We start from the raw sequence: 24663 nt of genomic DNA, 5'->3' as shown, positions 1-24663 counted from the left end.
CCGAGCCAAAACCAAAAAACACCATGGAAAACACTCTAATTTATAGGGAAAAAGAAGAATTTAAAGAAGTTCATCTGGTTCTTAAAAATGCTAATGCTAAGCAGTTTTACGAATTCAGTTTTGAATTAGAGGATTTCCCCAATATAAGGATCAAAAACATCACCAATCTTCAGGAGACAGGTCTAACCTTCGGAAATAATAAAATATCGGGAATACCGCTTGCAAACAGCCTTCATGACCTTGATATTGAATTCTACCATATTCATGATGAAAGCTGCACGGAGATCAAGAAAGTTCATTTACTGGTTAACGCAGACCCAAAGGATCTTTGGAAAAATATTCCGGCTGATGTGAATTCCGTTTTCTATAAACCTGATGAAACCTCTTACAAAGGTCAGTTTTTAGACAAAAAGATAACGGCTGTGTCCAAACGCGGGCGTTCCCATGCTCATGAAGGAAAGTTCAGGGATGATGATTTTGCCGCGAAAAAATTTCCCGGAAACTGGAGCATTATTTCTGTTGCGGATGGAGCCGGTTCAGCACCAATGGCCAGGGAAGGGTCCAGGCTGGCTGTGAATTCAATGAACAGCTTTTTTGACTCGGAAGAAATTTTATCTGATATTGAAAAAAATATTCAAAATATTTACACTTCTCAATCGCAAGATTTACAAGCTGAAGGAAAAGAGAATATAATCAGAATTCTGTACGAAGGAGTTTTAAACGCCTATCATGTTCTGGAACAGACCGCAGCACAACATGCTTTCTCTATAAAAGATTTTCATACCACACTGATTTTTGCACTGGCTAAAAAATTTGATTTCGGATATGTCATCCTCAGTTTTGGAGTGGGAGACTGCCCGATTAACCTGATCAGTCCGGATTTTTCAGAAGTAAAGCTTCTTAACCGGATGGATGTGGGAGAATTTGGAGGAGGAACCCGTTTTGTCACCATGAAAGAAATTTTTAATGATGATATTGTTTCCCGCTTTGGAATTACCTGTGTGGATGATTTTTCCTATCTGGTACTGATGACGGACGGGATTTATGATCCGAAATTCATGACGGAAAGCCAGCTGGAGAACGTTGAAAGCTGGAAAGTATTTTTTGATGACCTCGCCGGAAATAATGATGACCGGACAAAAGTAGATTTTATCAACGATGCCGATATTGATCAACAGCTGCTGACCTGGACCGATTTCTGGAGCCGGGGATATCACGATGACAGAACACTGGCCATAATTTATTAAACATGAAAAAGACCGTTAAAGTGGTTTCCATTCTGGATGCCGCCAAGTCATATGAATACGTAGATGAAAGTCCTATCCGCGGCGGAGTGAAAGATGTTTACTTTTCGCCGGACAGAGAATATGTGGTGGCTTTTTACAGAACTCCTTTGGAAGCTGGCCAGAAAGAGCGTATTATGAGGATTGTTTCTACCTATCTTGGAAATATCAGGAATGGAAATTCTGCTGATTATTTTCTGAACGAAATATTCAGATGGCCGTATGATATTGTAGAAAAAGGAAAACTTACGGGAATTGTAGTTCCTGTTTATCATGATAAATTCTTCTTTGCGAAAGGCTATATCGGGTCAGATAATATCAAAGGCGAGGATAAAGTAGGAAAATGGTTTACCGCCCCGATGTTCAGGCATCAGCAATATCCTCTAAGACTGGATCATTCCGAGCTTGGGGACTGGCTAAGCTATTTCCAGATCACGATTAACATCAGCAGAGGCGTGAAGAAGCTTCATCAGATGGGACTGGCACACTCGGATCTTTCCTACAACAATATTCTGATAGATCCTGTTACAAAATCCGCCTGCATCATTGATATAGACGGATTGGTAGTTCCGAAATTATTCCCGCCGGAAGTGATCGGTACCGCAGATTTTATTGCCCCGGAGGTTTTAAAGACCAAGCATCTGAGCATGCAGGATCCCGGAAGACAGCTGCCCAACCAGAAGACTGATCTTCATGCACTGGCCGTACTGGTGTATATGTACCTCTTCAGAAGGCATCCGCTGAGGGGCGGAAAGATCTGGGACCTGGATTCTGAAAAAGACGAAGTGATTTCTATGGGCGAAAAAGCCCTGTTTGTGGAACATTCCACAGATCCGAGCAACCAGGTGAGGGCAGATCATCTTAGGAAATGGGATGCTTTCTGGGGCGATCCTCAAAAGATTCCATACACGGCAGCAGGCCCTTATCTTACTGAACTTTTTAAAAAAGCTTTTGTAGAAGGGCTTCACGATCCCATCCGCCGTCCCACGGCCAATGAATGGGAAACCGCATTACTGAAAACCGCCGATCTTGTACAACCCTGTCACAATCCGGAATGTACGGAAAAATGGTATGTATTTGATAACACCAGCCACCCCAAATGCCCGTTCTGCGGCACTTCACATAAAGGAACACTTCCCGTGCTGGATTTGTATTATAAATTTGATGATGACGTATGGAAACCTGAAAACCACAGGCTGATGGTGTATAACAATCAGTATTTATTCAAATGGCATGTTTCCCGAAAGGTGATCAGAAACGAAAACCTGACCATGCAGGATAAAATGCCAGTAGGATATTTTACTTTTCACCAGGAAAAATGGGTGTTTGTGAATCAGAGCCTGACCAGCATGAAGGATGTCACCGAACAGAAAGAAATTCCGCCCGGATCAATGGTTGAGCTTACAGATGGAAAAAAGATCCTGCTTTCTGCTGAAGAAGGCGGAAGATTCATATTTGTTACGCTGGCGAATCAGTAATCCCGAAGTCTCTTGTTTTTTTATTTCCTACGGATTTCTCAGATTTTCTCAGATGATTATGTATATTTTGAAACATGTAAAATCAATGAAGAATCTAAGCTGTTCCTCAACCATAAATAAGAATAATAAAGGAAAATCTAAAAATTTTTAAGCTATACTTCTTAAAGCGAAGCTTAAACTTAATATTCTTAAAAGCTTAAACTAATCTTAATGTTTCGATTTTTTTATCTCTCGCAGATCAAACAGATCGTGCAGATTTTTAGGATGATGGATAAAAATCTTTGATTTTTTAGCTTAAGTGTAAAAAACTTTTGGGACTCTTCTGGTTAAAAAAAATAGGTGACGGGGGCTCTCGAAGCTCCTCAATATTCCATAAAAAAAGAATACTCATCCTCATCCACAGTTTTAAAACCTAAACTGGTATACAGATGTTGAGCTTTATTGGTTTTTAAGACGCTTAAGCTTACTGTTTTCTCTTCAGCAGAGGCTTCCTTCAGGATATCGGTTAAAATCATTTTTCCGAGCCCTTTTTCCTGCTGGTCGGGATCTATCTGAAGCTGAAGAACCTCTGTTTTATCATCAGTTTTGCTGATCTTTAATAATCCAGCAGGCTCATTGTTTAAAAGGATGATATGGGCTTTATCAAACTGATAGAGAACTCTTTGGAGAGTGGTTTCCCGGTCCGTCGGAAGATTGGAATCGGCATAATGCGGATTCATGGTTTTTATCCTTAAATCGAGAAGGTAATCAAGGTCGTTTTCTGTGGCTTTTCTGAATGTTACGGTGGTATTCATAGGTTGTTTGTAAGATTCAATGGAATGATCAGTAATTAATTTAACAGGAGTTCGGTGTAAGACTGTTGTTGTACTACAAATTTAAAGATATTGGTTACTATCATTGACTACTAGCAACTTCCGGCTTCTCCCTTCCAGCTTCCCGCTATTTAAATTATTTCAATCCAATTTTCAGACCCATTTCCTTTTTCATATGTAAAAGAACTTCAGCATTTCCTCTGGCATCGTCTACGGGATGATGGGTATGTTCCGTGTTCCGGAGGTGTTTCCATTGCGCGAAAGTATCTTTTTCCAGGCCGCAGTACAGGTCCGAAAGCCTTCTGGATGAATACCCGAAAGGATTTCTTTCTATAAAATGATGAAAATACCAGCAGATAAACATCCAGTCGAAACCATTATTGTCACTGATGAAAATAGGCCTTCCCGAAGAGTTCTCCTTAATCCATGTTTCAAAAGCCAGCATCACTTCTTCCGGATCATCAAAACCCATGGTTTCTTCCCTGCTGAAGCCAGATACGGCCAACGCATCAGGATTAAATTTTTCTGAGATGGGTTTCAGCTTTCCGTAAAACGTGGTATTCAGTTCTTCATTCACAAGGACTGCCCCGAAGCAGATCATCGAAAAATCTCCGGGAATAGGACCATCGGATTCAATGTCAACCATAAAATAGCTCATTGTTTAATCAAATTTTATATTTCTCGTAGTCAATACGTTTGTTAGCAAAACAAATATATTAAAAACACCTCTACTTAGAGCAGTTCAAAAAAATCCCTTCTTCCGATTCTGATCTTTGTCTGTGCCAGCAGTTCTATTTCCTGATCAGGATCCGTTATTTTCAGATGATTAATCTGAATACCTCCGCCATGGATCAGTCTGCGGACCGCCGATTTGCTGAGGTCACTTTTAAGCCGGCTGCACAGTTCCACCGCTTTCATTCTGTTTTCCTGTAATTGAAATGAGGCTAAAGAAACAGCCTCATAGACTTTCTCTTCAGAATTTTTATTCTGAAACTGGTTGCTGAAAAATTCCTCTGCCAGATCTGCGGCTTCCTGATCATGGTATTGGGCAATAATGTTTTTAGCGATCAGTTTTTTGATGTTCATCGGATTTTCACCACCTTCCAGTTTTAGTTGTAAATTTTTCTTTTCTCCGGCAGAAAAATCAGCGGCAAGCTCAATAAACTCATCAATAAGGCTATCCGGAATCGACATGGTTTTTCCAAACATCTCATTCGGTTCATCCGTAAGGCCGATAGTATTATTCAGGGATTTGCTCATTTTCTCTTTACCGTCAAGACCTTTCAGGAGCGGCATGCAGATGACAGTCTGAGCAGGCATCTGATGAACTTCCTGCAGCTGTCTTCCCATGGTACAGTTGAAAAGCTGGTCTGTTCCACCCATTTCGATATCACATTCAATCTGTACGGAATCAAAACCCTGTAGGATTGGGTATACAAGCTCGTGCATCGCAATCGGGGTATTTTCTGTAAACCTTTTATTAAAATCATTCCGGTGCATCAGCTGGGCTACCGTTACTTTGGACATCAATTGGATAATCTCCGGAAAGCTCATGGCATCCAGCCATTCCGAGTTGAAAACGATTCTTGTTTTTTCCATGTCAAGTATTTTTGAAAGCTGGTTAATATACGTCCTTGCATTAAGCTCCACGTCTTTTGCACTTAGAGGTTTCCGGGCTTTGTTTTTCCCTGTAGGATCCCCGATTCTTGCCGTAAAACTTCCTACAACAATCACAACCTGGTGTCCCAGTTCCTGAAACTGTTTTAGCTTTTTAAGCACTACAGCATGTCCCAGATGAAGATCCGGAGCGGTAGGGTCAAAACCCAGCTTGACAATTAATTTTCTGTTCTCTTTTTCAGCCTGTTTAAGTTTTTGTTCCAGACCGTTTTCCGGCAGGATAATGGCTGTGTTTTCTTGTAATGTACTGATCATATTGGTTTGATTTTAAAACGAAAAAAGCCCGGACAATACTGTCCGGGCTCTATATAAATGTTGATTATTCTTTTTAAATTACAGATATAGAAGGTCTTCCCGAACGATTCGCTGGGGAGTAATACGCATTGAAAAACGGAAGACGCAATATGCTGTTTAAATGTTTCATTAATGCAAATATAAAAGCTTTTTCATGTAGATCCAATATTTAAACCATTAAGACTTGCTGTAAAGTTCCATACCAGTTGAGTTTATAAAAAACTTACTGTTCTCAACAGATTATCTGTCTTAATGGCTTAAAATAAAGGTTTCAAAACAATTTTACTTATCGCTTCTGAAGCTAATTCCATGCCATAAATCCTTTGTATGCGAAATAAAGAATCGTTATAAATAAACTGTATTTAATGATTTTTTTTAACACCTGATAACCTATGAATAAAGCAGGACTAGAAGTTTGTTTTGCGGTAATTTTTTCCATTACTTATCAGTTTTAGAGGTTAAAAACAGGCTGTGAATATGTATTTCTGATCTGCTCTTTCCAGATCTCCAGATCTTCGGGAGTGGCTTTGTCTGCCCGGTCGAAAAAGAAGTGCTGAATAATCTCAAAACCGCTGTACAGAAAAATACCGTTATCTGAGGTGAGAGTAAGGGCTTTGTCCATTCCCATCCGTTCATATTCCTCATGTGATTTTCCGTGGGTATTGATAATCACTGCTTTTTTCCCCTTTAACAGACCTTTTTGAATGCCCTGGTCGTAACGGTAGGCGAACCCGTAGCTGAAAACCCGGTCGATATAACCTTTCATTATCGCAGGCATTCCGGTCCACCAGATAGGATAGATAAACGTGATCTGTTCTGCCCGGGAAATATAATCCTGCTCTGTTTTCACATCATCCGAAATCTTTCCGGCAAACTGCCCCTGCATATCTTCCAGGGAAAAGACCGGGTCAAATCCCATTTTATTGAGATCCCTTATCTGTATCTCATGATTTTCTTTTTCTAGACTTTCAATTACCGTTTGAAAAAGGCTGTGGTTCAGGCTGTTTTCATTAGGATGTGCATAAATGATTAGATGTCTCATTGTTTTTGTATTTAAAATTATAAGACAAATGTAGAGAAGCGCGAATCTCAAAAATTGTAAGAAAACGAAATGCAGTTAATCTGATCCGGAACGGCAGATATCGCTTTGGAATTTCAGATATTGTGACGGGGAAAGGTTAATGAAATGCTTAAAATCATGGATGAGCTGGCTCTGGTCATAATAGCCACACTCGTCAATAATATTGAACCATTCGATTTTTTTCTGATGTTCCAGCTCTTTCTCAATCAGCTTGATGGCTTTAAGAAAACGGGTATAGCGGATCATTTCCTTAGCTGAATAGCCGAGCTGTTCTTTCTGTTTCTGCTGGATGGTTCTTTCGCTCCGGCGGGTTTGTTCCGCAATGGTTTTAACGGGATTCAGAGTATCGTCATTAAAATTACTTAAAAGCCGGATTATTTCATCCTGATCCTGAAGATAGGGTCTGCAGAATTCAAGAATATGAGCCGTTTTTTCTTCCGGTGATGGAAGCGCTGATATCTGCTGCCAGAGTTCTGTAAAACAGTTGTCGTGGAGAATTTCATTGGGATGGGTTCCATGAGCAGCGATTACAGTTTTTCCGAAAAACCGGTAAAAAGCATCATCTTTAAAATTGGCCACCAGAATAGAAGTTCCTGCGGGGAGCGTATATTCAAAGGTCTGACGGACAGGTCCCAAAATAATACATTGGTGTACTTCCACAGTGTTTTTTTCGTGAGTGGTCATAAAAGCATGGTCTCCAAAACAAAACAGCATAATGGTCTGGTAGGAGGGCAGGAGTGTTTTCGTAACAGGATCTGAAGAGCCGTTTTCAGCATAATAAAAGTAGGTGAATACATCTTCGAATTCCTGGGGAACCGGGATTTTAAGCTGGCGGTATTCCGGATGTGATTCCTGCATGGGATGAGTTTTAATTCAGTTCTTTCACCATTTGATGATTGATGAGATCAGTTCCTTTTATATTCACAGTTTGCTCTTTGATTACTTTGAAACCCATTTTTTCAAAGAAAGATCTTGCTGTTTTGCTGACATGGGCCGTAAGCCTCTTCTCATTCTAATTTCTGGCTTCCTGTTCCGTAAAGGTATACAATTTTCCTGCAATTCCACGGTGCTGAAAATCTTTGTGAACGAAAAGCAAATCGATATAATTCCCCTGGTCAAGGGTACAGAATCCAACTATTTTATGATTAATTTCTGCAATATACACTTTTTGATTTTCCATCACCATAAGCCATCTTGCTTCATTTTCTGCTCCGGATTTCCAGGCATTGATCTGATCATTGTCATAGTCATTTTTACAGACAGTAGTGATCGTATCTGTAAAAAGCGTGAGCATTTCTGCTAAATCATTAAGGGTACCTTTTCTGATGATCATGATCCTGATTTTCTACCGGTAAGATGGAGCAATGGGTGTCTCTACATTTTCTAAAAGATTTCCTTTGCCGTCATACACTTTATAGTTTACTGCATTTTCTGAAACCTTTAATCTCGCCAGTTTTCCCTGATTATAAGTATATTCCTTTTTCAGCATTGAATTTTTGCAGAGTTTTGAAATCAGGATATTACTGCTGTTGTATTCTTCCTGACAATTATACTGATCTTTGGGATCTGAAGAATTATTTTCTGCAAAATGGTAGCGGATAATGGTTTTGGAGCCATCTTCTTTATAAGTGGTGTGAACATCCTTTTTTTCATCATGTTCTTTCCAAAGCTTTCCGTTGCGGTAATATTCCTGAAGGACTTTGGTTATCGTATTGTTTACCGTTGAAACCTGATCAGGAACAGATGAAGAATATGTGGTAGTAATGGTTTTACTGTTTTTATCTTTAATGGAATTGTTTGCCTTTATTATTTCGTATACGTTCCCATTTTTATGATACTGGGTGCGGGTGTAGATATTCTTTTCCCAAACTTCTTTAAATTGAGTTTTGGTTTGGTCCTTGGAAAGGCTTTTGGCACTGACCAGCATACCGTTTTTAAAAATATAGGCTGCATGGTTCTGCATATCTTTGTGCATCAGATTTTCAAAATTTCCGTTGGAATCTATTTTGAAAACAATCCGTTCCATGGGGATATCATATTGCTTTCTGGTGATATTATAAGTTCCTGAGGGTAATTGTACCGTTTCGGAAAGATATTTTTCTTTGATTTCCAGGTATTTTTTTTCAGCATCTTTTACTTTCCCTTTTATTTCAGCTGCCATCGATTCTTCCATGCATTTTTCATCACAGTAGATGACATTCCAGAGATTTTTTTCACCGTTTTCATTGGCGTCTTTCGTCCATTTTTTCAAAACCAGTTTTCCTTCTACCAGACCTGTGGCATCTATGAAATGATCCTGGCTCAAAGCGATGGTATCTTGTGAAAAGATGAGTTGAAATACTGTAATAAAACAAAGTAGAAGAAGTTTTTTCATGGTTACTGAATATAGTTTAATTCATAAATTTTCTGTTGTTCCGAAGTAAGCAAAGGATAAAACAGGTTCATCTGGATCAGTGCATAATGCTTCACCGCCTCATCTTTATTCATTTTAAAAGCAAGGCTGTTGTGGATGATCCAGTTGTCTGCAATAATGAAAATCTGGGTAGTGAGGCTTTTCAGGATGAAATCCGGAACATCGTCTCTGAAGATATTATTTTTTTGAAAACCTTTGAAAATCGCCTGAAACTCACCTTTTCTGCTGATATTGATGGATTCGTACTGAGATTCTATGGCAGGAATTTTTTTCAGGATATCAAAAAAGTTCATGAAAATAAACCGGAAGGAGTAGAAGACCTCATAGGTTGAAAACGTAAAATGATATAAGTCTTCCAGTGTTTTATTGTCTATTTTTTGCAGATCATTCAGCAGGACATCCATTTTAAGGATCAGCTCAGAGAAAAGAATCTTGATAATATCTTCAGAATGTTTGAAGTGATAGTGCAGGTTTCCTGCGCTTATGTCCAGGTCAGCTGCAATATGTCTTGTGGTGATATTGTTGTAGCCTTTTTCATTGAAGAGCTCCAGCGCTTTGGATAAAATTCTTTCCTTCGTTTTCATGGGTCAAATATAAGAGAGTTTAAATTAAACTTCAAAATTAGAACATTTGTTCTAATTTTTAATTATATTTGCACAAGTAAATCTTGAAGGATGGAAGGAAAGCAAATATTCAATTACGAAACTCCCGGAAACAAAGAATCCGGCGAAGGAAAAGATATACAGGAAACCCTGGTGAAAATCCTGCAGGTGATCATCGGGTTGGTAATGGCCATACTCCATATGTGATGAAGGTCAAAGCTTCATTTGGTTTTCTGCTGGGGCTGGTAGTCTGGTTGCTCATTACCGGTCTGAGAAAAAAAGGAATCATTATTCCGCTCATCAGCAATCACCTGACGGACTTTATTACCCTTCCAATGTATGCTTATCTTGTGGAATACATCATGAATGATCTGCTTGGTTATCACTGGCAGCCGGATCTTAAATTTATTAGCACATCCACCGTTTATCTTTCGCTCCTTTTTGAAGTGGTTTGTCCGATGCTTTCAGAAAAATTTACAGGAGATTTCTGGGATGTGCTGGCGTATTCTGCCGGTGGAATGATTTATTATCTGGCTAAAGTCTGGCTATTTAATAATCAAACAAAAACATCTGTCTGATATTAATTATTTGGCATCAAAAAAAATAATAAAAACATTCATGAAAAAATGCTTTTTTCTTTAAGTAGAAATGAAAAATTAATTAAAATTTGATACAAATATTTTCACTTATTATTATGGTTTTATTCAATGTTAGAGAGGGTTTAACATAATAAAATTTTTCTCTTTTGTATGACTTATACACTTATATTTATTGCTTAATTTAAATATTGAACACAATGAAGAATTTTAAAAAATTATCTCGAAATGATCTTAAAACATTAACAGGAGGAGAAAAACAGACTTGGATAGCAATAACTAAGTGTGGTTTTACAGCTACAACAACTCAGGATTGGACTCCACAGCAAGCAAATGCCTGGGTAGATGAAATTGAAAAAAATTACTGTAAGACGCCTACGCACATTGGTCCTAGTGATGATTTAGCATAATTAAGTAAATTTAAGCACTTATTGAAGTGGGAATTATTACACTATTAGTGCAATTTTTATAATGAAAACATACTTTATGCATTACTGTAAAAATCTGATTCAAATATTCATCTTATTTTATGGTGTCTTGTTTTGTGCTCAATCATACAAACAGGATACTTTACGGGGCGAATTTACTTACCTGCTAAAAGCTAAATTTGATACAAGAACTGATCATAGATATGAAGAACAGTTTTTATTACAGATAGGGGATAAACGTGCATTTTTTGCAAGCAGTATATCATTGAAAGGTGATTCGGTAATGGAGAATTCAAGAATAACGACAAAAAATTCTGATAGAAGCATCACTCTTAGTTATAAAGAAGGAGTTGTCATTCCAAAAACAAATCTGTCCTTCACCATAATTCAATCCAATGAAAATACGCAGTATTTTAGATCAGCCGGACTGTCTTTACTTACTTATAAAGATCCAGTAATAAGGAATTGGAAGCTTGTGAATGAAACAAAAGTAATCAATACAATTAAGTGTAAAAAAGCAGAAGTTACTTTTAAAGGACGAAACTGGATAGCATGGTATTCTCCTGAAATTCCTTTACCTTATGGTCCGTATAAATTCAGTGGACTGCCTGGGTTAATAATTAAAATAACAGATGATAAAGGAGAATTTGATTTTGAACTGATAAAATCTATATCTGAATCTAAATTAAAAGGCAAATTAATCAACATTAAGAAAAGCAGATACACTGAGGCTATAGAAACAACACAACCAAAATTGAAACAGGCAGTCAGAAATGCCAGTGCCAATGCCGCTGCCGTACTTGCAAGCTATGGCACCAGTATCATAAAAGGACAGGAAATGTTACGGCAAAGAGAAAAAGAAAGAGAAGAAAATAAAAAATATGAAAACCCGATAGAATTAGAAAAAGATTAGCATTTTTGCTAATCTTTTTCATCTACAGTTCCGTCAGTTGGTTTCTTGAAGTTGGATAAGAAAACTGCCGGCCGTATTATAGTTTTTATCCTCTTTAAAATTCGCTGCAGAAAGCTTAGTTGCCTCCGTTTGCCCTGCTGGATTCTTCAAATTTTACCTGCTTGGTTGCTCCCTTTACATTATTATTTCCAAATTTGTATGTGAAAGAAAGATAAACGTTTCGGGTAATTCCTTTGTATTGATAGTCAATATTGTAGGAAGGATAATATTCTATTCCTTTTTCACGGTTGGTGTTCAGAATATCATTCAGATACAGATTCACAAGTATTTTTTTATCCATAAGCGCGAGTTTCAATCCGGAGTAGAGTGAAGCGCTGGTATAGTAATAGGTATTTCCGTTCCGGTTGGGAAGGCTGGTCCAGAGGCCGAGCATGAAGGTGACTGTTTTCTCTTTATTCAGGAAAAAGTTGTTGTCAAAATTAAAATTGGCACTGTAGCCGGCCGGAACCGGAAGGATCAAAGGATCATAAGATTTCGATTTGGTATAATATCCGTTAACGAAAAGCGTGGATTCCAGCCATTTTAGTTTGTTGTAATTGTAGCTGATGTTGATACCTGCCTGGTCTTCGTTATAAAAATTTTTGGCTACGCTGTACCGGTAGTCACCGTCTACCATCTGAATCCGGTCCCAGTTGTCCTTGTTGTAATTATAGTATAAAGTGATATTAAGATTGCTGTTTAACACATATCCGAATTCAAAATTATCTGAAAATGACGGCAGCAGGTAAGGATTCCCGGTGGTGTATTCGTACTCGGAAGTAAAATATTTGAACGGATTCAGGTTCCCGAAGTACGGGCGTGAAATTCTGCGGGAATAATTAAGGGAGAATGAATGATTTTCATTAGGCTTATAGCTTATATAGGCAGTTGGAAATAATTTGCCATACTTTATCTTTGCGGAAGTATTATCATTCATTGAAATACCTTCCAAGGTGGTATATTCATAACGGAGACCGGCTTTTGCATCCCACTTTTCACTGATTTTAAAATTGGTGGAAAAATAGGCAGCATAGTTTTCCTCATTGTAAAAGAACGTATTGGTTCTGGATGTATTCAGAAGATATTGGCCGTTTTGAATATCAAAGAAATTAAATTCGGAATCATTTTTAATCTTGGTATACTTTAGTCCTGATTCGGTCTTGATTTTGGCGAAAGTTTTTTCAAGATCTGCCTGCCCGGAATAAATCCTGTATTTGCTGATCGGGTTTGCCATTGTGGAAATAGTCTCTGAAGTGATGGTATTGGAGAAATTTCTGGCATTGGAATTATTAAGCATCATATTTGCGGTAAGGGTCATCTTGCCACCTGCACTGTCCAGTTTGGTTTCATAAAATGCCGTGGCATTGTGAACATCCCTGCTGTTTCTGTTCCGGAAATCCGCAATAATGTTCAGTAAGCCTTTATCATTGAATCTGGCCGACTGGCTTTCTCCCTGTTCCAGAGGATTACTGTATGAGTAGTTATAATTGATCCCTAAAAGATTTTTATCATTCAGTTTATATTCCGCCTTTACATTTCCCCCTTTGTATTTGTAATTGTTGAGGTTCTGGCTCTCCCTGTTCCAGTAGTCATTGTTTGTGGTTCCATACAGATAGTTCTTGATTGTATAATACCAGTAGTTATCACCTACGGATAAATTGGTGCTTAAGGACAGCTTTTCGCCCTGATAATTAAAGGTGGCACCACTTCTTGACGCTACAGTAGGTCTTCCCCAATAATAATTTCCCGAAGTCTGGATAGAACCGTTCCAGCCCAGATTGGCATTCTTTTTCAGGATAATATTGATGAGCCCGCTTTTTCCTTCCGCATCATATTTTGCTGGCGGTGTAGTGATCACTTCAATCTTAAGAATATCATCGGAACGTATGGTTTTCAGGTAGTTGATCAGTTCCTGCCCGTTCAGGTTCAGGAGCCGGTCATTAATCATAATGCCTACGTTGCTTTTTCCTGCAATGCTTATGGCTTCGTCACTGGTTTTCACCAGCGGGGTTTTCGCTAATGCTTCTACCGCGTCAATTCCCTGGGAGGCTACGGAATTCTCAACGTTAAAGATCAGGCGGTCTACTTTTCTGTCGAATAATTTTTTCTTTGCTGTAACCGTTACGCCTTCTATTTTTTGTTCCGCAGGTGGCTCTGTGAGAAGCACATCCTTCCTGTAGGCTCCTTTAACCGTAATTTTTTCACTATTGGTCTTTACCCCGTCTTTTATGATTTCAAATAAGTAATCTCCATCTTCCTTTAAAGGGATTTTAAACATGCCTTTATCATCTGTAATCGCAGAAAATTTTAAATCATTTCTGATAATAAGTACTTCAGTTTCCGATGCCGGTTGATGATCCTTGTTGGTAATAGTTCCTTCAACACTCTGCGCCAAAATAAAAGAAGAGGAAATAAGACTCAGGAGAAAAGCAATCTTTAGCTTCATGGTTTGTTTTTTATACAAGACAATTATCGGATCCCTGATATTACAAAGGCCGTGAAGAATCTTTTTACATGCTGATTGTTAGTAAATTTGTGTTGGTATTTGATTTTATGGATGTATTTGTGCGATAAGAATGCCTTTACTTTTTGGATAATGAATTATCGCACTTTTTCGAAAGTGACAGAATTTAAAATATTTCTGAAAGTCCGATATTCAATGATCAGCCTTTCATTTTGAAAATAGTATTTTAATGAAAAAATGACATCTCCGGAAATAAAATTTATTTTATCTGGCTCAGCATTATATTCAAAGGATCTAATATGGTTGTTGGTATGAAATGAAAGTTGATTATAGCCAACATTAACGGCAGTTATCTCATCGGTTGAAATTACTGCTATTTTCCTATGCTCAGGAAGATGAATGGTGAATGTATCTTTTGGATCCTGTAGTGAAACGATGCTGAAATTAATTGCCTTCCATTGACCTAATAATTTTTTACGCTGGCTTTCTGTTTTTTCCGCAATGGCTACAGCTGTTCTCATCTCATCGGGCTGATAATTACTCCTTCTAAAGCTTCCGTAATAATCCTTTCCTTCTACAGTAATTTTGTTGGAATCAATGACTTTAATACGGAATAATGCCTTGTCCCGCTCATACAGTTGTAAATCCTTTACTTTGAGATTTTTATTGAGTAGATATTGTCTGCCCCACACAGTTGTACGTGCGGCATATCCGTTATCAAAATACAGGAACTCTCTCCAATGATCATTTTCTTTGCTCACCAGCGAATCGGAAAGCCACTCACCTTTGAAAAAGGAAGCGTCATAGGTTTTTGAACAGCAAACCATAATCAATGCTGACAATATCAGAAGAGCACCGGATTGTATTTTCTGTAGCAACATGATTAAATTTCTTAGTGATCAAGCTTTATAATAGGACCTTTGTAAAATTTCGTAAGGTCATACAGATCCCCGAAATAATGCTGAAGCTCGGAATCATTATCCTGTTCTGAGCCCTTTTCCCGGAACTGTTCTTCCGCAAAGGCATATAGAGAAGGATTATCGGTTTTTAAATAATGCGAAAGAATAGTGCAGTTCCCTTTTTCTTTCAGGGCGATATCCGTAAAAAATAAGCCGTAAATCAGGAATTGATTAAAGTTTTGGGAATTCAGCTTAAAGTCCAGATGCTGTTTGGAAAAATTTTCATAATCCGAAAGAAGTTCCTGGAAAGATTTTACATTGCTTGTTTCAGGAATTTCATAAAAAACATCAATTCCATGAATGAAAAGCTGGGTTTTGTTTTCTTCACCACCCGAAGGATAGGTATGACTGAACCAGTTGAAAATACTGGAAAGCTCTTCTTTGGAAAGCTCTTCTACGGAATCTTTGACCTTATTTTTAATGATTTCCAGGCTTACCCTCGCGTCATCCTGAAGAAATTTCATAATACTTTCCTCTTCACGGGAGAGTTTATTGTACAAATTGATTTTCGCAATATTAGGATTGGTTTTAATGAAATAAAGTTCTTCTGCCATTGCTCTTGTACCGTATAATCTTTTGTAATTACGTACCTAAAGATACGAAATATGTACTGATTAAAGCTAATAATGTTATGCAGTGAATTAATTATCTGAATAAGAGCAGGTAAAATAGAATTTTATGTAAGAGTCTTGAAATTAACAGGTTTTAAAATTTAACTAACTGTTATTTAGTGTGTTATTTTGTTTGAGATAATATTTTTGTTTGTCATAAGTAATATTAGTTAACATTTTGTAACGTTTTTTTTTATTGTTTTAGACTGTGTTTTATTTGCTTTACAACAAAATTGAATGATAAGAGTATATGTTTTAAGATCCATTTTTTGGAATTGATTTACTTAATATAAACAATCTAATTGTATACATCATGAAAAAAAGATATAGTTTTTTTATTTTTTCCTGTATTATATGCAATATTTTCCTGCATATAAGCAGTTCTGGAGTTCGTAGGGAAAACTGCGGACAGCCGGAGAACGGGCCTCAGATTCTGTATCTTTTCTTTAAAGTAGAGAAAGATCCTTTGGGAATGGAAGCATTCACTCTTGAAGAAAAAAAAATTGCAAATGGTAAGCTGAAAAATATTGAGGACTGTGATGAAAACAGTCTTAAAGAAGGAGATTATATTATCTCTTTACTAGGACCGGATGGCAAAGAAGTTGTAAAGCAGCATTTGGAAGATCCGCTGAATCCCGAAATGGAAGTGTACGAAGATAAGATCAGCAGAAAGAAATTATCCTTGCAAAAGGCAGAATTCAATGTAAGGTTTTCCTATACAAAAGAAATTGCTGGGGTAAAAATTGAGAAAATAACCCTGATGGGGAAAAGACTGTTATTTAATCAAAACCTTTAATGATGAAAAAAATTGTATTGCTGATGTTGTCTGGTGTCTTGTGCTATTCACAAACCTTTGAAACACTGCCTTTATTACAAAACGGTGCGAATGATAAGCGTATTAATATGGTTATTTTAGGAGATGGGTTTACAGATGTGCAACAAACAGAATTCATCACCTCTGCGCAGGCTTCAATGAATTATCTTTTTAATAAGAGTCCTTATCTGGAGTATAAAAATTATTTTAATGTATATGCAGTAAAGGTGATTTCTGCGGAGAGTGGAGTGAAACATCCGGGAACGGCAGCAAACAGTGCAGAGCCTATATTTCCCGTATCTAACCCGAATAACTTTCTGGGCTCTTCTTTTGACATAGGTGGAACTCATAGATGTATGTATGGTAACAACACAAAAGTAGGACAGGTTTTGTCTGCCAATGTTCCGGACTACGATGTTGCTTATATTCTGAGTAATTCTACCCAGTATGGAGGATGTGGAGGAGCTTATGCATTTGCCTCGCTTAATAATTCATCAAATGAGATTCTCGTCCACGAATTGGGACACTCATTTGGAAGGCTTGCCGATGAATACTGGATAACTACAGGTGAAAGTCATAATAAAACACAAAATTCTAATCCTGCAACTGTAAAATGGAAGAATTGGGTAGGTACCGATGGAGTTGGGATCTATCCGTTTCCGGAAGATAACACATGGTACAGGCCTCATCAAAATTGTGAAATGAGATTCCTTAACAGACAATTTTGCGCTGTGTGCAGAGAAACAATTATTGAGAAGATACATTCACTGGTTTCACCCATTGAATCTTATACACCAACCAATAGCACAGCGGTAGACGGAAATTCCAATGTTACTTTTACAGTGAACGAAATCCTGCCAATCCCCAATACGCTTGTAAATTCATGGAAGCTAAACGGAACTATGCTGGCAGCCACCGGAAATTCAATAACTATTTCACCAGGACAGTTGAACACCGGTACCAATACTCTGCTTTTCTCTGTAACCGATAACACTACTTTGGTCAAAGTAGATAATCATCACACAGTCCATTTTACCAATATAACATGGACGTTGAACAAGACAGTGTTAGGAGTAGCCGAAATTAAGGCACAGGAGAGGCATTTTGGGATTTACCCTAACCCATTTCAAAGCGAATTTGTCATTAAGGGTAAGCAGAATTTTTCCGGGAAAATTGATGTCAATATTTATGATATGTCTGGAAAATTGATTGCTGCCGGATTCGAAAGGCTGAAACCTGATGCACTTCTTGTTCATACCAACAACCTTCCGTCCGGAACTTACATGTTAAACATAACAGAAGATAAGACACTGATTATTTCACAGAAAATTATAAAAGAATAGTTAAGCCGTATAAGTGATGTTGTAGAAATCCGGAAAACATGCTTCTCCGGATTTCTTTTTTAGAGCAATATACTTTATGGGTTGTCGAGCGTCTCATGAAGGGCAATCCTGTTTCCCTCGGAATCCTCAAATTCTGCTACTGCAAAGCCGTATTTTTCATTAATTTTTTTAGGGTACAGCGTCTTGCCGCCACGATTCAGCACTTTTGATAAACTTTCATCAATATCTGTGGTTTTAAGATAAATAATGACCCCATCCTTTGTGGGTTTATAGACATCTCCTTTTGCCAAAGCTCCCGTGATCCCGCTGTTTTTTTCTTCAAACGGGAACAGGGCCATTTCATATCCGTCAATCATTTCTTTTTCAAACGAAAAGCCAAATACATGGCTATAAAACTTTTCGGCCCGTTTCATGTCGTTAACAGGAATCTCAAAATATACGGCAGGGTTGGAGGGTAACATAATTTCTTTTTTAGATGGTTGGCAGGATAAGTTGATCACTAACAAAAATAAACAAAAGAACAGGAAGAAAGTTCTAAACATAATCTTTAGATTTAAAAGATAAAGTTAAATGATTTCAGGTTGAAATAAAATAGATAGACTTATCTATTTTTTGTCTACATTTGTAAAAAATTAAGAATGAAAAAGGAAAAAGTACAGGAAAGAATCATCAGGGTTGCCTCGGACCTTTTTTACAGACAGGGCTTTAATTCCACAGGGATTAACCAGATCATTGCTGAGGCAGATATTGCCATAGGGTCTCTGTATAATCATTTTTCATCCAAGAACGACCTTCTTCTGGCTTACCTTGCCAAAGAAGAAATAGAATGGTTCAAAGGGTTTGATGAATTTTCCGCCAACATTTCAGATAGCAGGAAAAAGATTTTGTCCCTGATAGACTATCGTAAAACGCTGCAGCAGTCTTCAGAGTTTGCAGGATGCCATTTCATTAAAATTATTTCGGAAACAGGGGAAAGTAGCCCTGTCATTTCTGATTTTGTAAAACAGCATAAAGACAGACAGAAGAAAATGATCCGGGAAATGGTGGAACAATTTGCAGAAAATCATACTCATATTGATGTGAATTTAACAACGGAAAATATTTTTCTGCTGATTGAAGGTGCAGTTGTGACGTCTACCATTCAAAAGAATACCACTTCTTTTGATCAGATCCGAAAAATGATTGAGGCGCAATTGCCTTAATTTTTTTAATCAGTTAAAAATAGATATATCTATATAAAAATGAATTCCAAATATCTTAAACTGCTGGTGATATTATCGGGCCAGTTCCTTACCATCATGGATATTTTCATCATCAATGTATCCATACCATCCATTCAAAGGGATCTTCATGCTTCAAACGGAGAGATGCAGCTGATGATTGCGTCCTATCTTATAGGCTTTGCTTCATTTCTGATTACAGGCGGAAGGCTGGGGGATCTGTATGGAAGAAAAAAAATCTTTATGACAGGGCTGGTTTTCTTTATGCTGAGTTCTGCTGCATGCGGTATTTCATGCGGAGCCGTATTGCTCGTCGTTGCCCGTTTTATCCAGGGAATCTGTGCTGCGCTGATGTCTCCGCAGGTGCTTTCGATGATACAGATCCTTTTTAGCGGGCATGAGGAGAGGACAAAAGCTATGGGCTGGTATGGAATTACCATTGGAGCGGGAACTATTTCAGGACAGTTTCTGGGAGGATATTTTTCATCGGTGACCATCATGGAAGAATCCTGGAGGCTTATTTTCCTGATAAATATCCCAATTTGCCTGCTGGCGGTATTTTTCTGTAAAAGATTTGTAAGTGAATCAAAAATTCCGGACAAAAAAAAGGGATTTGATTTTTTTGGGGTTTTTGTTCTGGCAGCCGGACTTTTTCTCTTTACGTATGCGCTCACCCTTTCGGAGCATCACGGGGTCCATATGGAAAATATTTTTTGGCTGCTTGCTTCAGGTGCCGTTTTAATGTACTTTGTTAAAGACCAAAAGATAAGGTTAAAGGACGGAAAACCTTACCTGATTGATTTTACCCTGTTTGAATATAAAAATTTCAATCTTGGGATTCTGGCCGTTTCTTTTTTCTTCATCATGCTGGATTCTTACTTTTATATTCTCTCTGTATTTTTTCAGGATGGGCTGAATATCGGGCCGCTGGATTCCGGTGAGGTCATTGTTTTTCAGGGAGTAGGTTTTATTCTGGCTTCCCTGTTTTCGGCAAAATTTATTTTAAAATATGGTAAAAAATTTTTAATGGTAGGTTTAACCCTCATCATACTGGTACTTATCACACAGATTTTTTTGTTCAATACTGAAACTCCTTTTTTTGTTTTGTGCTTATTGCTGTTCTTTCATGGCGCGGGAGTTGGTTCCATTATTCCTTCGCTTGCCAATATTGCTTTGTCCGGGCTTCCGGACAGGCTTGCCGGAAATGCTTCAGGCGTTTACAATACTTTTCAACAGGTGGCAGCCATAGCCGGAATTATTGTGGTAGGAAGTATTTACTATTACTTTCTGGGCACAAAACCGTCATGGCCGCAGTATTACAATGCCTTTTCTGTAGCTTTGGGAGTTAATATGATCTGCCTTTTTGCCGTCCTGTATTGTATTGCGAAAGTTCCGGACCATGCACTTCCTGTGAAGAAATAAGTTCTTAAATATAATTATTTTAAATTTTCTTTCAACAGTTTTTCTTTATCTTCCTGCTTATTATTTTTTTCCTGACTGTAAAACAATTTTTGCAATATTTCTTGTAATCTCGGTAGGTGAGTGGCAGTCACAGTTGCTGAATCCAATCACATAAATATCTTCAGATGGAATGTACACGCCCATACTTTTGAACCCGAAAACACTTCCGCCATGCTCTCTGTCAGGCGTTCCGTTGATATCTTTCAGATGCCATCCGTAGCCGTATGTAAATTTCTCACCGTTATTTAATTTGTATTTCTGAAAAGCTTTTTTGGTTTCAGCGGCATTAAGCAGTATATTCTGATTCAGAGCCTGCTGCCATTTCAGCATATCGTCTACGGTAGACATCAGGGAACCGGATGAAAAAGGAACACTGAAACTGATCACCGTTTTATTGACAAATCCATATTCTTTCTGGTGGTAGCCGTACGCTCTTTTAGGAATCACAAGGCGGTCGGTAGCATAATAGGAATGGCTCATCCCGGCTTTTTCAAAAATATTCTTTTTAATGAAATCTTCGTAAGTCTGTCCCGAAACCAGCTCAATAATATAGCCTAAGACCACATACCCGGAATTATTATACTCGAATTTCTCTCCCGGCGCAAAATCAACCGGTTCATTTTTGAAAAAATCAACCATCATTTCAGGTTTCATCTCTTTTTGGGCAATGGTAGACAAAGCCTTCATTTTTGTAAAATCCTTGATCCCGGAAGTATGCGTCAGCAGATGATGAATGGTGATTTTATCTCCTGACGGATAATCTTTGATGTATTTTGAAACCGGGTCGTCTACATTCAGTTTTCCCTGCTGCTCCAGCATGAGAATGGCAACGGCTGTAAATTGCTTGGTCATGGAACCGATTTGAAACACATTGTCCGGGGTCATATTGACATCCAGTTCCAGATTGGCTTTTCCAAATGCTTTACGGTAAATAACTTTTCCCTTTTTTGTTGCGAGGAAGGCACCGCCCGGTTCATTGGTATTTCCAAATCCGGTTAGTATAAGGCTGTCGATCTTTTTTTCATAAGCCTGTGCTGCAGTAGTCTGAAAAGATAACAGCAAAAAAAGAAGCGATAAAAAAATAGGTTTTAATTGCATAATGGTGTTATTTGTTATGCAAAGATATAATTTAATTTCATTACTATGTTATGCAATGTAATAAATTTTACAAAATAACCTTTACTCAGGATAGAAATTCAGAATCAGGTGGATGGAAGCTGGGAGAGGGAAGAGGGAAGAGGGAAGCTGGAGGCAGGAAGTTACTGGCAGACGCTAATATTAAACATCTGCATGAAATTGATCAGGCAATTAAAAAATGAATAAAGAGCTAAAGTTCTATTATAAACTTCAATAACTTCCCGCTTCGGACTTCCAGCTTCCTGACTATATTCATACTTATTCCAGCCGGGTTGTTTTCAGGGTAATGCCTGTAGAGATAATGATCAGGCCATATTTTCCGTCAGCTTGTTTGGTAAACTGGTAGCCGTCTGCGGATTCAGGATTATCGAAGAAAGAGGTCTCAGATTCCGGATAAATTTTTGTTTTCTCACCGCTTTTATCGGCGATATACAGAACGTTATTTTCCAGGGAGATTGTAAATTCCTGGGATTTATCCACATCCAAAGCAAATTTTCCCGTGTACTGTTTTAAAATGTCATCAGAAACAGCTACCTGTTTTTTATTGATTTTTTGAGGAATGGTATACGGCTTATCTTTCAAAAGATTAATAATATCTTCTGTAACCTTCTGGATTGGAATATCATCAAAATTAGCAGTAAAAATAAATGTGGTCTTCGTTTTTAAATTCTGGTAATAATAAGCTCTGTACCCAGGTCTTCCGCCGGCCTGAACCAGCAGGCTGTCTTTCCCAAACATTTTAAGCGCCTGTTCTTTCTTTATATTTTTTCCGGAAAAGAGGTTTTTACTGAAAGAATAGAGGTCATCAATTGTAGAATAGTAATTTCCCGTTTCAAACCTGTTGATGCTGGTTTTTGAAACAGGAACCGTTTTAGCGCTATCATCCTGGGTAAATCCATACGCGAAATTAGAGACTGTTCCGGTGTTATTGAATTCTCCCGTATTTTTAAACTGATACTTTTTGATGATTTCATTTTTTATAAATTCCTGATATCCTTTATCAGAAGAACGGTCGATAATATAATGAAGAATGAAATAACCCACATTGGAGTAGAGGTTTTGTGTGCCCGGCTCAAACTGGAGGGATTCTTTTTTCGCGAGTTCTACCGTTTTTTCAAGGCTGAGATTTTCATATTTCTCATAATCCCTGATTTCCCGTGGAAGTCCGGATTGGTGATACAGCAGGTTTTCAATTGAAATTTTGTTTCCGTCGGGAAAATCAGGAATAATGGTACTGAGCTTATCCGAAAGTTTAAGCTTTCCCTGTTCCTCGAGTTTCAGAATGGCATATTTAATAAAGACCTTGGAGACGGATGCAATGATGAATGCACTGTTTTTATTGACGCGTAAAGCCGCGGGTCCGCTGGAAATCGTATAGGTCTGATCCAGAAGAATCTTTCCATTTTGGGTAACCAGTACATTCCCGTTGAATTTTTTCAGATCTGTCAATGCGGTGAAATACCGGTTCAGTTCCTTTTTATGCTTTTCAGAATTTTTCTGGGCCTGAAGATGAATCGTGAAAATAAAAATGAAAAAAAAACTTAAATATCTCATGATTAATAATTTGTAAACATAGCCGCTGTTATTCTGAGCATTGTTTTGGTTCAAATTATTAGTTCTGTTTTGTAGGGAAACGTTACGTTTCTCTAGTAAAAAAATTTCATGATGATGTTGCGGGAAGATAAACAGAAGCTTTCTTTTTAATTATCGCCGGTTTTCTTTCATGGCACGGATCAGTTTGTCATTCCCGCGGTCAGCTCTGGCATTGAAGCAGCCCAGATTGCCTCGGGTATTCAGCCTTTCCATACAATGAGTGACAGTTATATAAGCTTTGAACCACGAATCACCTCAAAATAAAAAAAGCCTTTGGATGTTTCCAATTCCAGAAACTCTGCCTGATCTAGCCTGGCTTTCATAGCACGCTTAAATTCCATTCTTTTCGTCTGGTTTTTTCCGGTTTCAATAATTGCAGCAGGCTTTTTTCTTTTCCGGTCATATTTGGGGCCAATAATTTCAGTTTTTCTGACAATTTTATAAATTCTGTTCTCAGTTTTCTTTTCCGCAAAACAATAATTTATTCCCAACATGAATGTGGTTAAATAACTTCCGCTTACGAAAAGACAAAAAATAGCAGCATTGAAGTTATTCCATGAGCTTAATTCTTTCAGTTTCTTTTTGAATAAGAAGAAAGAACAAGCCCCTAAAAAATACAAAACAGCAATAATTTCTAAGCGGATGATTGTTTTCTCAAACAGTTTCATATTGACTAAATTCAGTAAAAGCGCGGTGAAAAAAATAACATTGGAAATTGCTGTACTTCGGGTAGGCCTTAATTCTAGACGATGGCTGAAGGAAATATTGTTTAAAAGTTTTTGTTTTTTTATTCAATGGCGGAGCTTTTATATTTTTCAATCCATTCTTCCGGCTTCAGGAGCTCAAAATGATCTTCAGAATCCAATTCAGTCAAATATTGGTATATTTTTTCAGTAGTAACCAGCAGAATGGTAGGAAACCTTTCGATCATATACACGTTTTCCGGGGAGTTTATTTTTTTCAGTTCCTGATTGACAACTTCTACAAATCTGTATAACAGCAGCTCATCTTCCAGATACGGATATTCTATTGTATGCACCAGGTCGTTAATAGTGACTGTTAAGATTTTCAACTCATTTTTCCCGTCGTATTCTATTGTTTCTCCAAAAAGAATAATGAGTCCTAAGGTCCGGAGAAATTCAATAAAATCAGCTTTGTTCACGGATTCTGCACTCAGAGCAAACTCTGTCCACTTATCATCTCTTCCGTTTCCGTCAATCATTAAAGTGTCATAATCAATACTTTCTTCAATCAGAAAACTTCGCCTGTCATGACGGAAAGTAAATTTATTAATGATCTTATTTAATCCCTTCCGGTTGGAAGAGTAGAGTTGTATGGCGTTTTCAAACTCCTTTTTCTCATCCGGAGTATGATACTTAAAGTAATTGATATGGTCTAGTGGGTCTATCAACATTCAATTTGAATTTAGACTTATGGGTTAGAAA

General features: G+C 37.7%; 25 protein-coding genes and 1 pseudogene. 10 read left to right on the top strand and 16 right to left on the bottom strand.

Annotation, left to right across the window (positions count from 1 at the left end):
* Positions 1–23: 23 nt before the first annotated feature.
* Together B7E04_RS20670 and B7E04_RS20665 are read left to right on the top strand one after the other, a co-directional pair.
* On the top strand, positions 24–1247 hold the full coding sequence (locus B7E04_RS20670) for a PP2C family serine/threonine-protein phosphatase (RefSeq protein WP_080780418.1): 1224 nt from the start codon (positions 24–26) through the stop codon (positions 1245–1247).
* Positions 1248–1249: 2 nt separating this feature from the next.
* Positions 1250–2761 carry a helix-hairpin-helix domain-containing protein gene (locus B7E04_RS20665; RefSeq protein ID WP_080780417.1) on the top strand — a complete coding sequence of 504 codons (1512 nt, stop codon included), beginning with the start codon at positions 1250–1252 and terminating at the stop codon, positions 2759–2761.
* Between the two features lie 362 nt (positions 2762–3123).
* Here B7E04_RS20665 and B7E04_RS20660 read toward each other — a convergent pair whose 3' ends face one another.
* The 8 genes and pseudogenes from B7E04_RS20660 to B7E04_RS20625 all read right to left on the bottom strand — a co-directional run bounded on the left by B7E04_RS20660 (position 3124) and on the right by B7E04_RS20625 (position 9622).
* Entirely contained in the window at positions 3124–3555 is a 432-nt protein-coding gene (locus B7E04_RS20660) for a GNAT family N-acetyltransferase (RefSeq protein ID WP_080780416.1), read from the bottom strand.
* A 154-nt stretch (positions 3556–3709) separates the two neighbouring features.
* Positions 3710–4231 carry a 3'-5' exonuclease gene (locus tag B7E04_RS20655; protein WP_080780415.1) on the bottom strand — a complete coding sequence of 174 codons (522 nt, stop codon included), beginning with the start codon at positions 4229–4231 and terminating at the stop codon, positions 3710–3712.
* 74 nt (positions 4232–4305) lie between these two features.
* Positions 4306–5505, bottom strand: a complete 1200-nt coding sequence (tyrS, locus tag B7E04_RS20650) for a tyrosine--tRNA ligase (protein ID WP_080780414.1) — start codon at positions 5503–5505, stop codon at positions 4306–4308.
* 490 nt (positions 5506–5995) lie between these two features.
* Positions 5996–6586 (bottom strand): NAD(P)H-dependent oxidoreductase, encoded by a 591-nt coding sequence (locus B7E04_RS20645; protein ID WP_080780413.1) that lies wholly within the window; start codon positions 6584–6586, stop codon positions 5996–5998.
* A gap of 75 nt (positions 6587–6661) precedes the next feature.
* Positions 6662–7483 (bottom strand): helix-turn-helix domain-containing protein, encoded by an 822-nt coding sequence (locus B7E04_RS20640; protein WP_080780412.1) that lies wholly within the window; start codon positions 7481–7483, stop codon positions 6662–6664.
* Positions 7484–7493: 10 nt separating this feature from the next.
* Positions 7494–7919: pseudogene (locus B7E04_RS20635) on the bottom strand (GNAT family N-acetyltransferase).
* A gap of 51 nt (positions 7920–7970) precedes the next feature.
* The gene (locus tag B7E04_RS20630; RefSeq protein WP_080780411.1) at positions 7971–8999 is read right to left on the bottom strand and encodes a hypothetical protein; all 1029 of its coding nucleotides are present in this window, start codon (positions 8997–8999) and stop codon (positions 7971–7973) included.
* Between the two features lie 2 nt (positions 9000–9001).
* Entirely contained in the window at positions 9002–9622 is a 621-nt protein-coding gene (locus B7E04_RS20625) for a TetR/AcrR family transcriptional regulator (RefSeq protein ID WP_080780410.1), read from the bottom strand.
* Positions 9623–9712: 90 nt separating this feature from the next.
* Here B7E04_RS20625 and B7E04_RS22575 point away from each other — a divergent pair, with 90 nt between their 5' ends.
* The 4 genes from B7E04_RS22575 (at position 9713) to B7E04_RS20610 (ending at position 11577) form a co-directional block, all read left to right on the top strand.
* Positions 9713–9847, top strand: coding sequence for a hypothetical protein (locus B7E04_RS22575; protein WP_262484667.1), 135 nt, complete (start codon positions 9713–9715; stop codon positions 9845–9847).
* Positions 9847–10218, top strand: coding sequence for a hypothetical protein (locus B7E04_RS20620; protein ID WP_080780409.1), 372 nt, complete (start codon positions 9847–9849; stop codon positions 10216–10218). Before B7E04_RS22575 ends, B7E04_RS20620 begins: the two co-directional genes overlap by 1 nt.
* A gap of 218 nt (positions 10219–10436) precedes the next feature.
* Positions 10437–10646: a bacteriocin-like protein gene (locus tag B7E04_RS20615; RefSeq protein WP_080780408.1), complete on the top strand. Its 210-nt coding sequence runs from the start codon at positions 10437–10439 to the stop codon at positions 10644–10646.
* A gap of 76 nt (positions 10647–10722) precedes the next feature.
* Positions 10723–11577: a GLPGLI family protein gene (locus tag B7E04_RS20610; protein ID WP_080780407.1), complete on the top strand. Its 855-nt coding sequence runs from the start codon at positions 10723–10725 to the stop codon at positions 11575–11577.
* A gap of 115 nt (positions 11578–11692) precedes the next feature.
* Here the strand turns inward: B7E04_RS20610 and B7E04_RS20605 are convergent, their stop codons facing one another.
* The 3 genes from B7E04_RS20605 to B7E04_RS20595 form a co-directional block, all read right to left on the bottom strand.
* The gene (locus B7E04_RS20605; protein ID WP_080780406.1) at positions 11693–14062 is read right to left on the bottom strand and encodes a TonB-dependent receptor; all 2370 of its coding nucleotides are present in this window, start codon (positions 14060–14062) and stop codon (positions 11693–11695) included.
* Between the two features lie 155 nt (positions 14063–14217).
* Positions 14218–14922, bottom strand: coding sequence for a hypothetical protein (locus tag B7E04_RS20600; RefSeq protein WP_139785464.1), 705 nt, complete (start codon positions 14920–14922; stop codon positions 14218–14220).
* 50 nt (positions 14923–14972) lie between these two features.
* Positions 14973–15593, bottom strand: a complete 621-nt coding sequence (locus tag B7E04_RS20595; protein WP_080780404.1) for a hypothetical protein — start codon at positions 15591–15593, stop codon at positions 14973–14975.
* A gap of 370 nt (positions 15594–15963) precedes the next feature.
* Between B7E04_RS20595 and B7E04_RS20590 the strand changes: the two genes are divergently transcribed.
* Entirely contained in the window at positions 15964–16446 is a 483-nt protein-coding gene (locus B7E04_RS20590; protein ID WP_080780403.1) for a hypothetical protein, read from the top strand.
* Positions 16446–17807 carry a M64 family metallopeptidase gene (locus B7E04_RS20585; protein WP_228440003.1) on the top strand — a complete coding sequence of 454 codons (1362 nt, stop codon included), beginning with the start codon at positions 16446–16448 and terminating at the stop codon, positions 17805–17807. Before B7E04_RS20590 ends, B7E04_RS20585 begins: the two co-directional genes overlap by 1 nt.
* Before the next feature lie 74 nt (positions 17808–17881).
* Here B7E04_RS20585 and B7E04_RS20580 read toward each other — a convergent pair whose 3' ends face one another.
* Positions 17882–18268: a VOC family protein gene (locus B7E04_RS20580; RefSeq protein WP_080780402.1), complete on the bottom strand. Its 387-nt coding sequence runs from the start codon at positions 18266–18268 to the stop codon at positions 17882–17884.
* 177 nt (positions 18269–18445) lie between these two features.
* Between B7E04_RS20580 and B7E04_RS20575 the strand changes: the two genes are divergently transcribed.
* On the top strand, positions 18446–19009 hold the full coding sequence (locus B7E04_RS20575) for a TetR/AcrR family transcriptional regulator (RefSeq protein WP_080780401.1): 564 nt from the start codon (positions 18446–18448) through the stop codon (positions 19007–19009).
* A gap of 39 nt (positions 19010–19048) precedes the next feature.
* Complete coding sequence (locus B7E04_RS20570) at positions 19049–20449, top strand: MFS transporter (protein WP_080780400.1); 1401 nt, start codon at positions 19049–19051, stop codon at positions 20447–20449.
* Positions 20450–20509: 60 nt separating this feature from the next.
* On the opposite strand, the gene B7E04_RS20565 is transcribed toward B7E04_RS20570, so the two are convergent.
* The 4 genes from B7E04_RS20565 to B7E04_RS20550 form a co-directional block, all read right to left on the bottom strand.
* Positions 20510–21586, bottom strand: a complete 1077-nt coding sequence (locus tag B7E04_RS20565; RefSeq protein ID WP_080780399.1) for a serine hydrolase domain-containing protein — start codon at positions 21584–21586, stop codon at positions 20510–20512.
* Between the two features lie 297 nt (positions 21587–21883).
* Positions 21884–23179 (bottom strand): serine hydrolase domain-containing protein, encoded by a 1296-nt coding sequence (locus tag B7E04_RS20560; protein ID WP_080780398.1) that lies wholly within the window; start codon positions 23177–23179, stop codon positions 21884–21886.
* Between the two features lie 266 nt (positions 23180–23445).
* Positions 23446–23886, bottom strand: a complete 441-nt coding sequence (locus B7E04_RS20555) for a hypothetical protein (RefSeq protein WP_080780397.1) — start codon at positions 23884–23886, stop codon at positions 23446–23448.
* A 119-nt stretch (positions 23887–24005) separates the two neighbouring features.
* Positions 24006–24632 (bottom strand): hypothetical protein, encoded by a 627-nt coding sequence (locus B7E04_RS20550; RefSeq protein WP_080780396.1) that lies wholly within the window; start codon positions 24630–24632, stop codon positions 24006–24008.
* Positions 24633–24663 lie beyond the last annotated feature (31 nt).

It is taken from the genome of Chryseobacterium phocaeense (assembly GCF_900169075.1).
Lineage (GTDB): Bacteria > Bacteroidota > Bacteroidia > Flavobacteriales > Weeksellaceae > Chryseobacterium > Chryseobacterium phocaeense.
The sequence above is the reverse complement of the archived record's forward strand: the minus strand, read 5'-3'. Positions and strand labels throughout refer to the sequence as shown.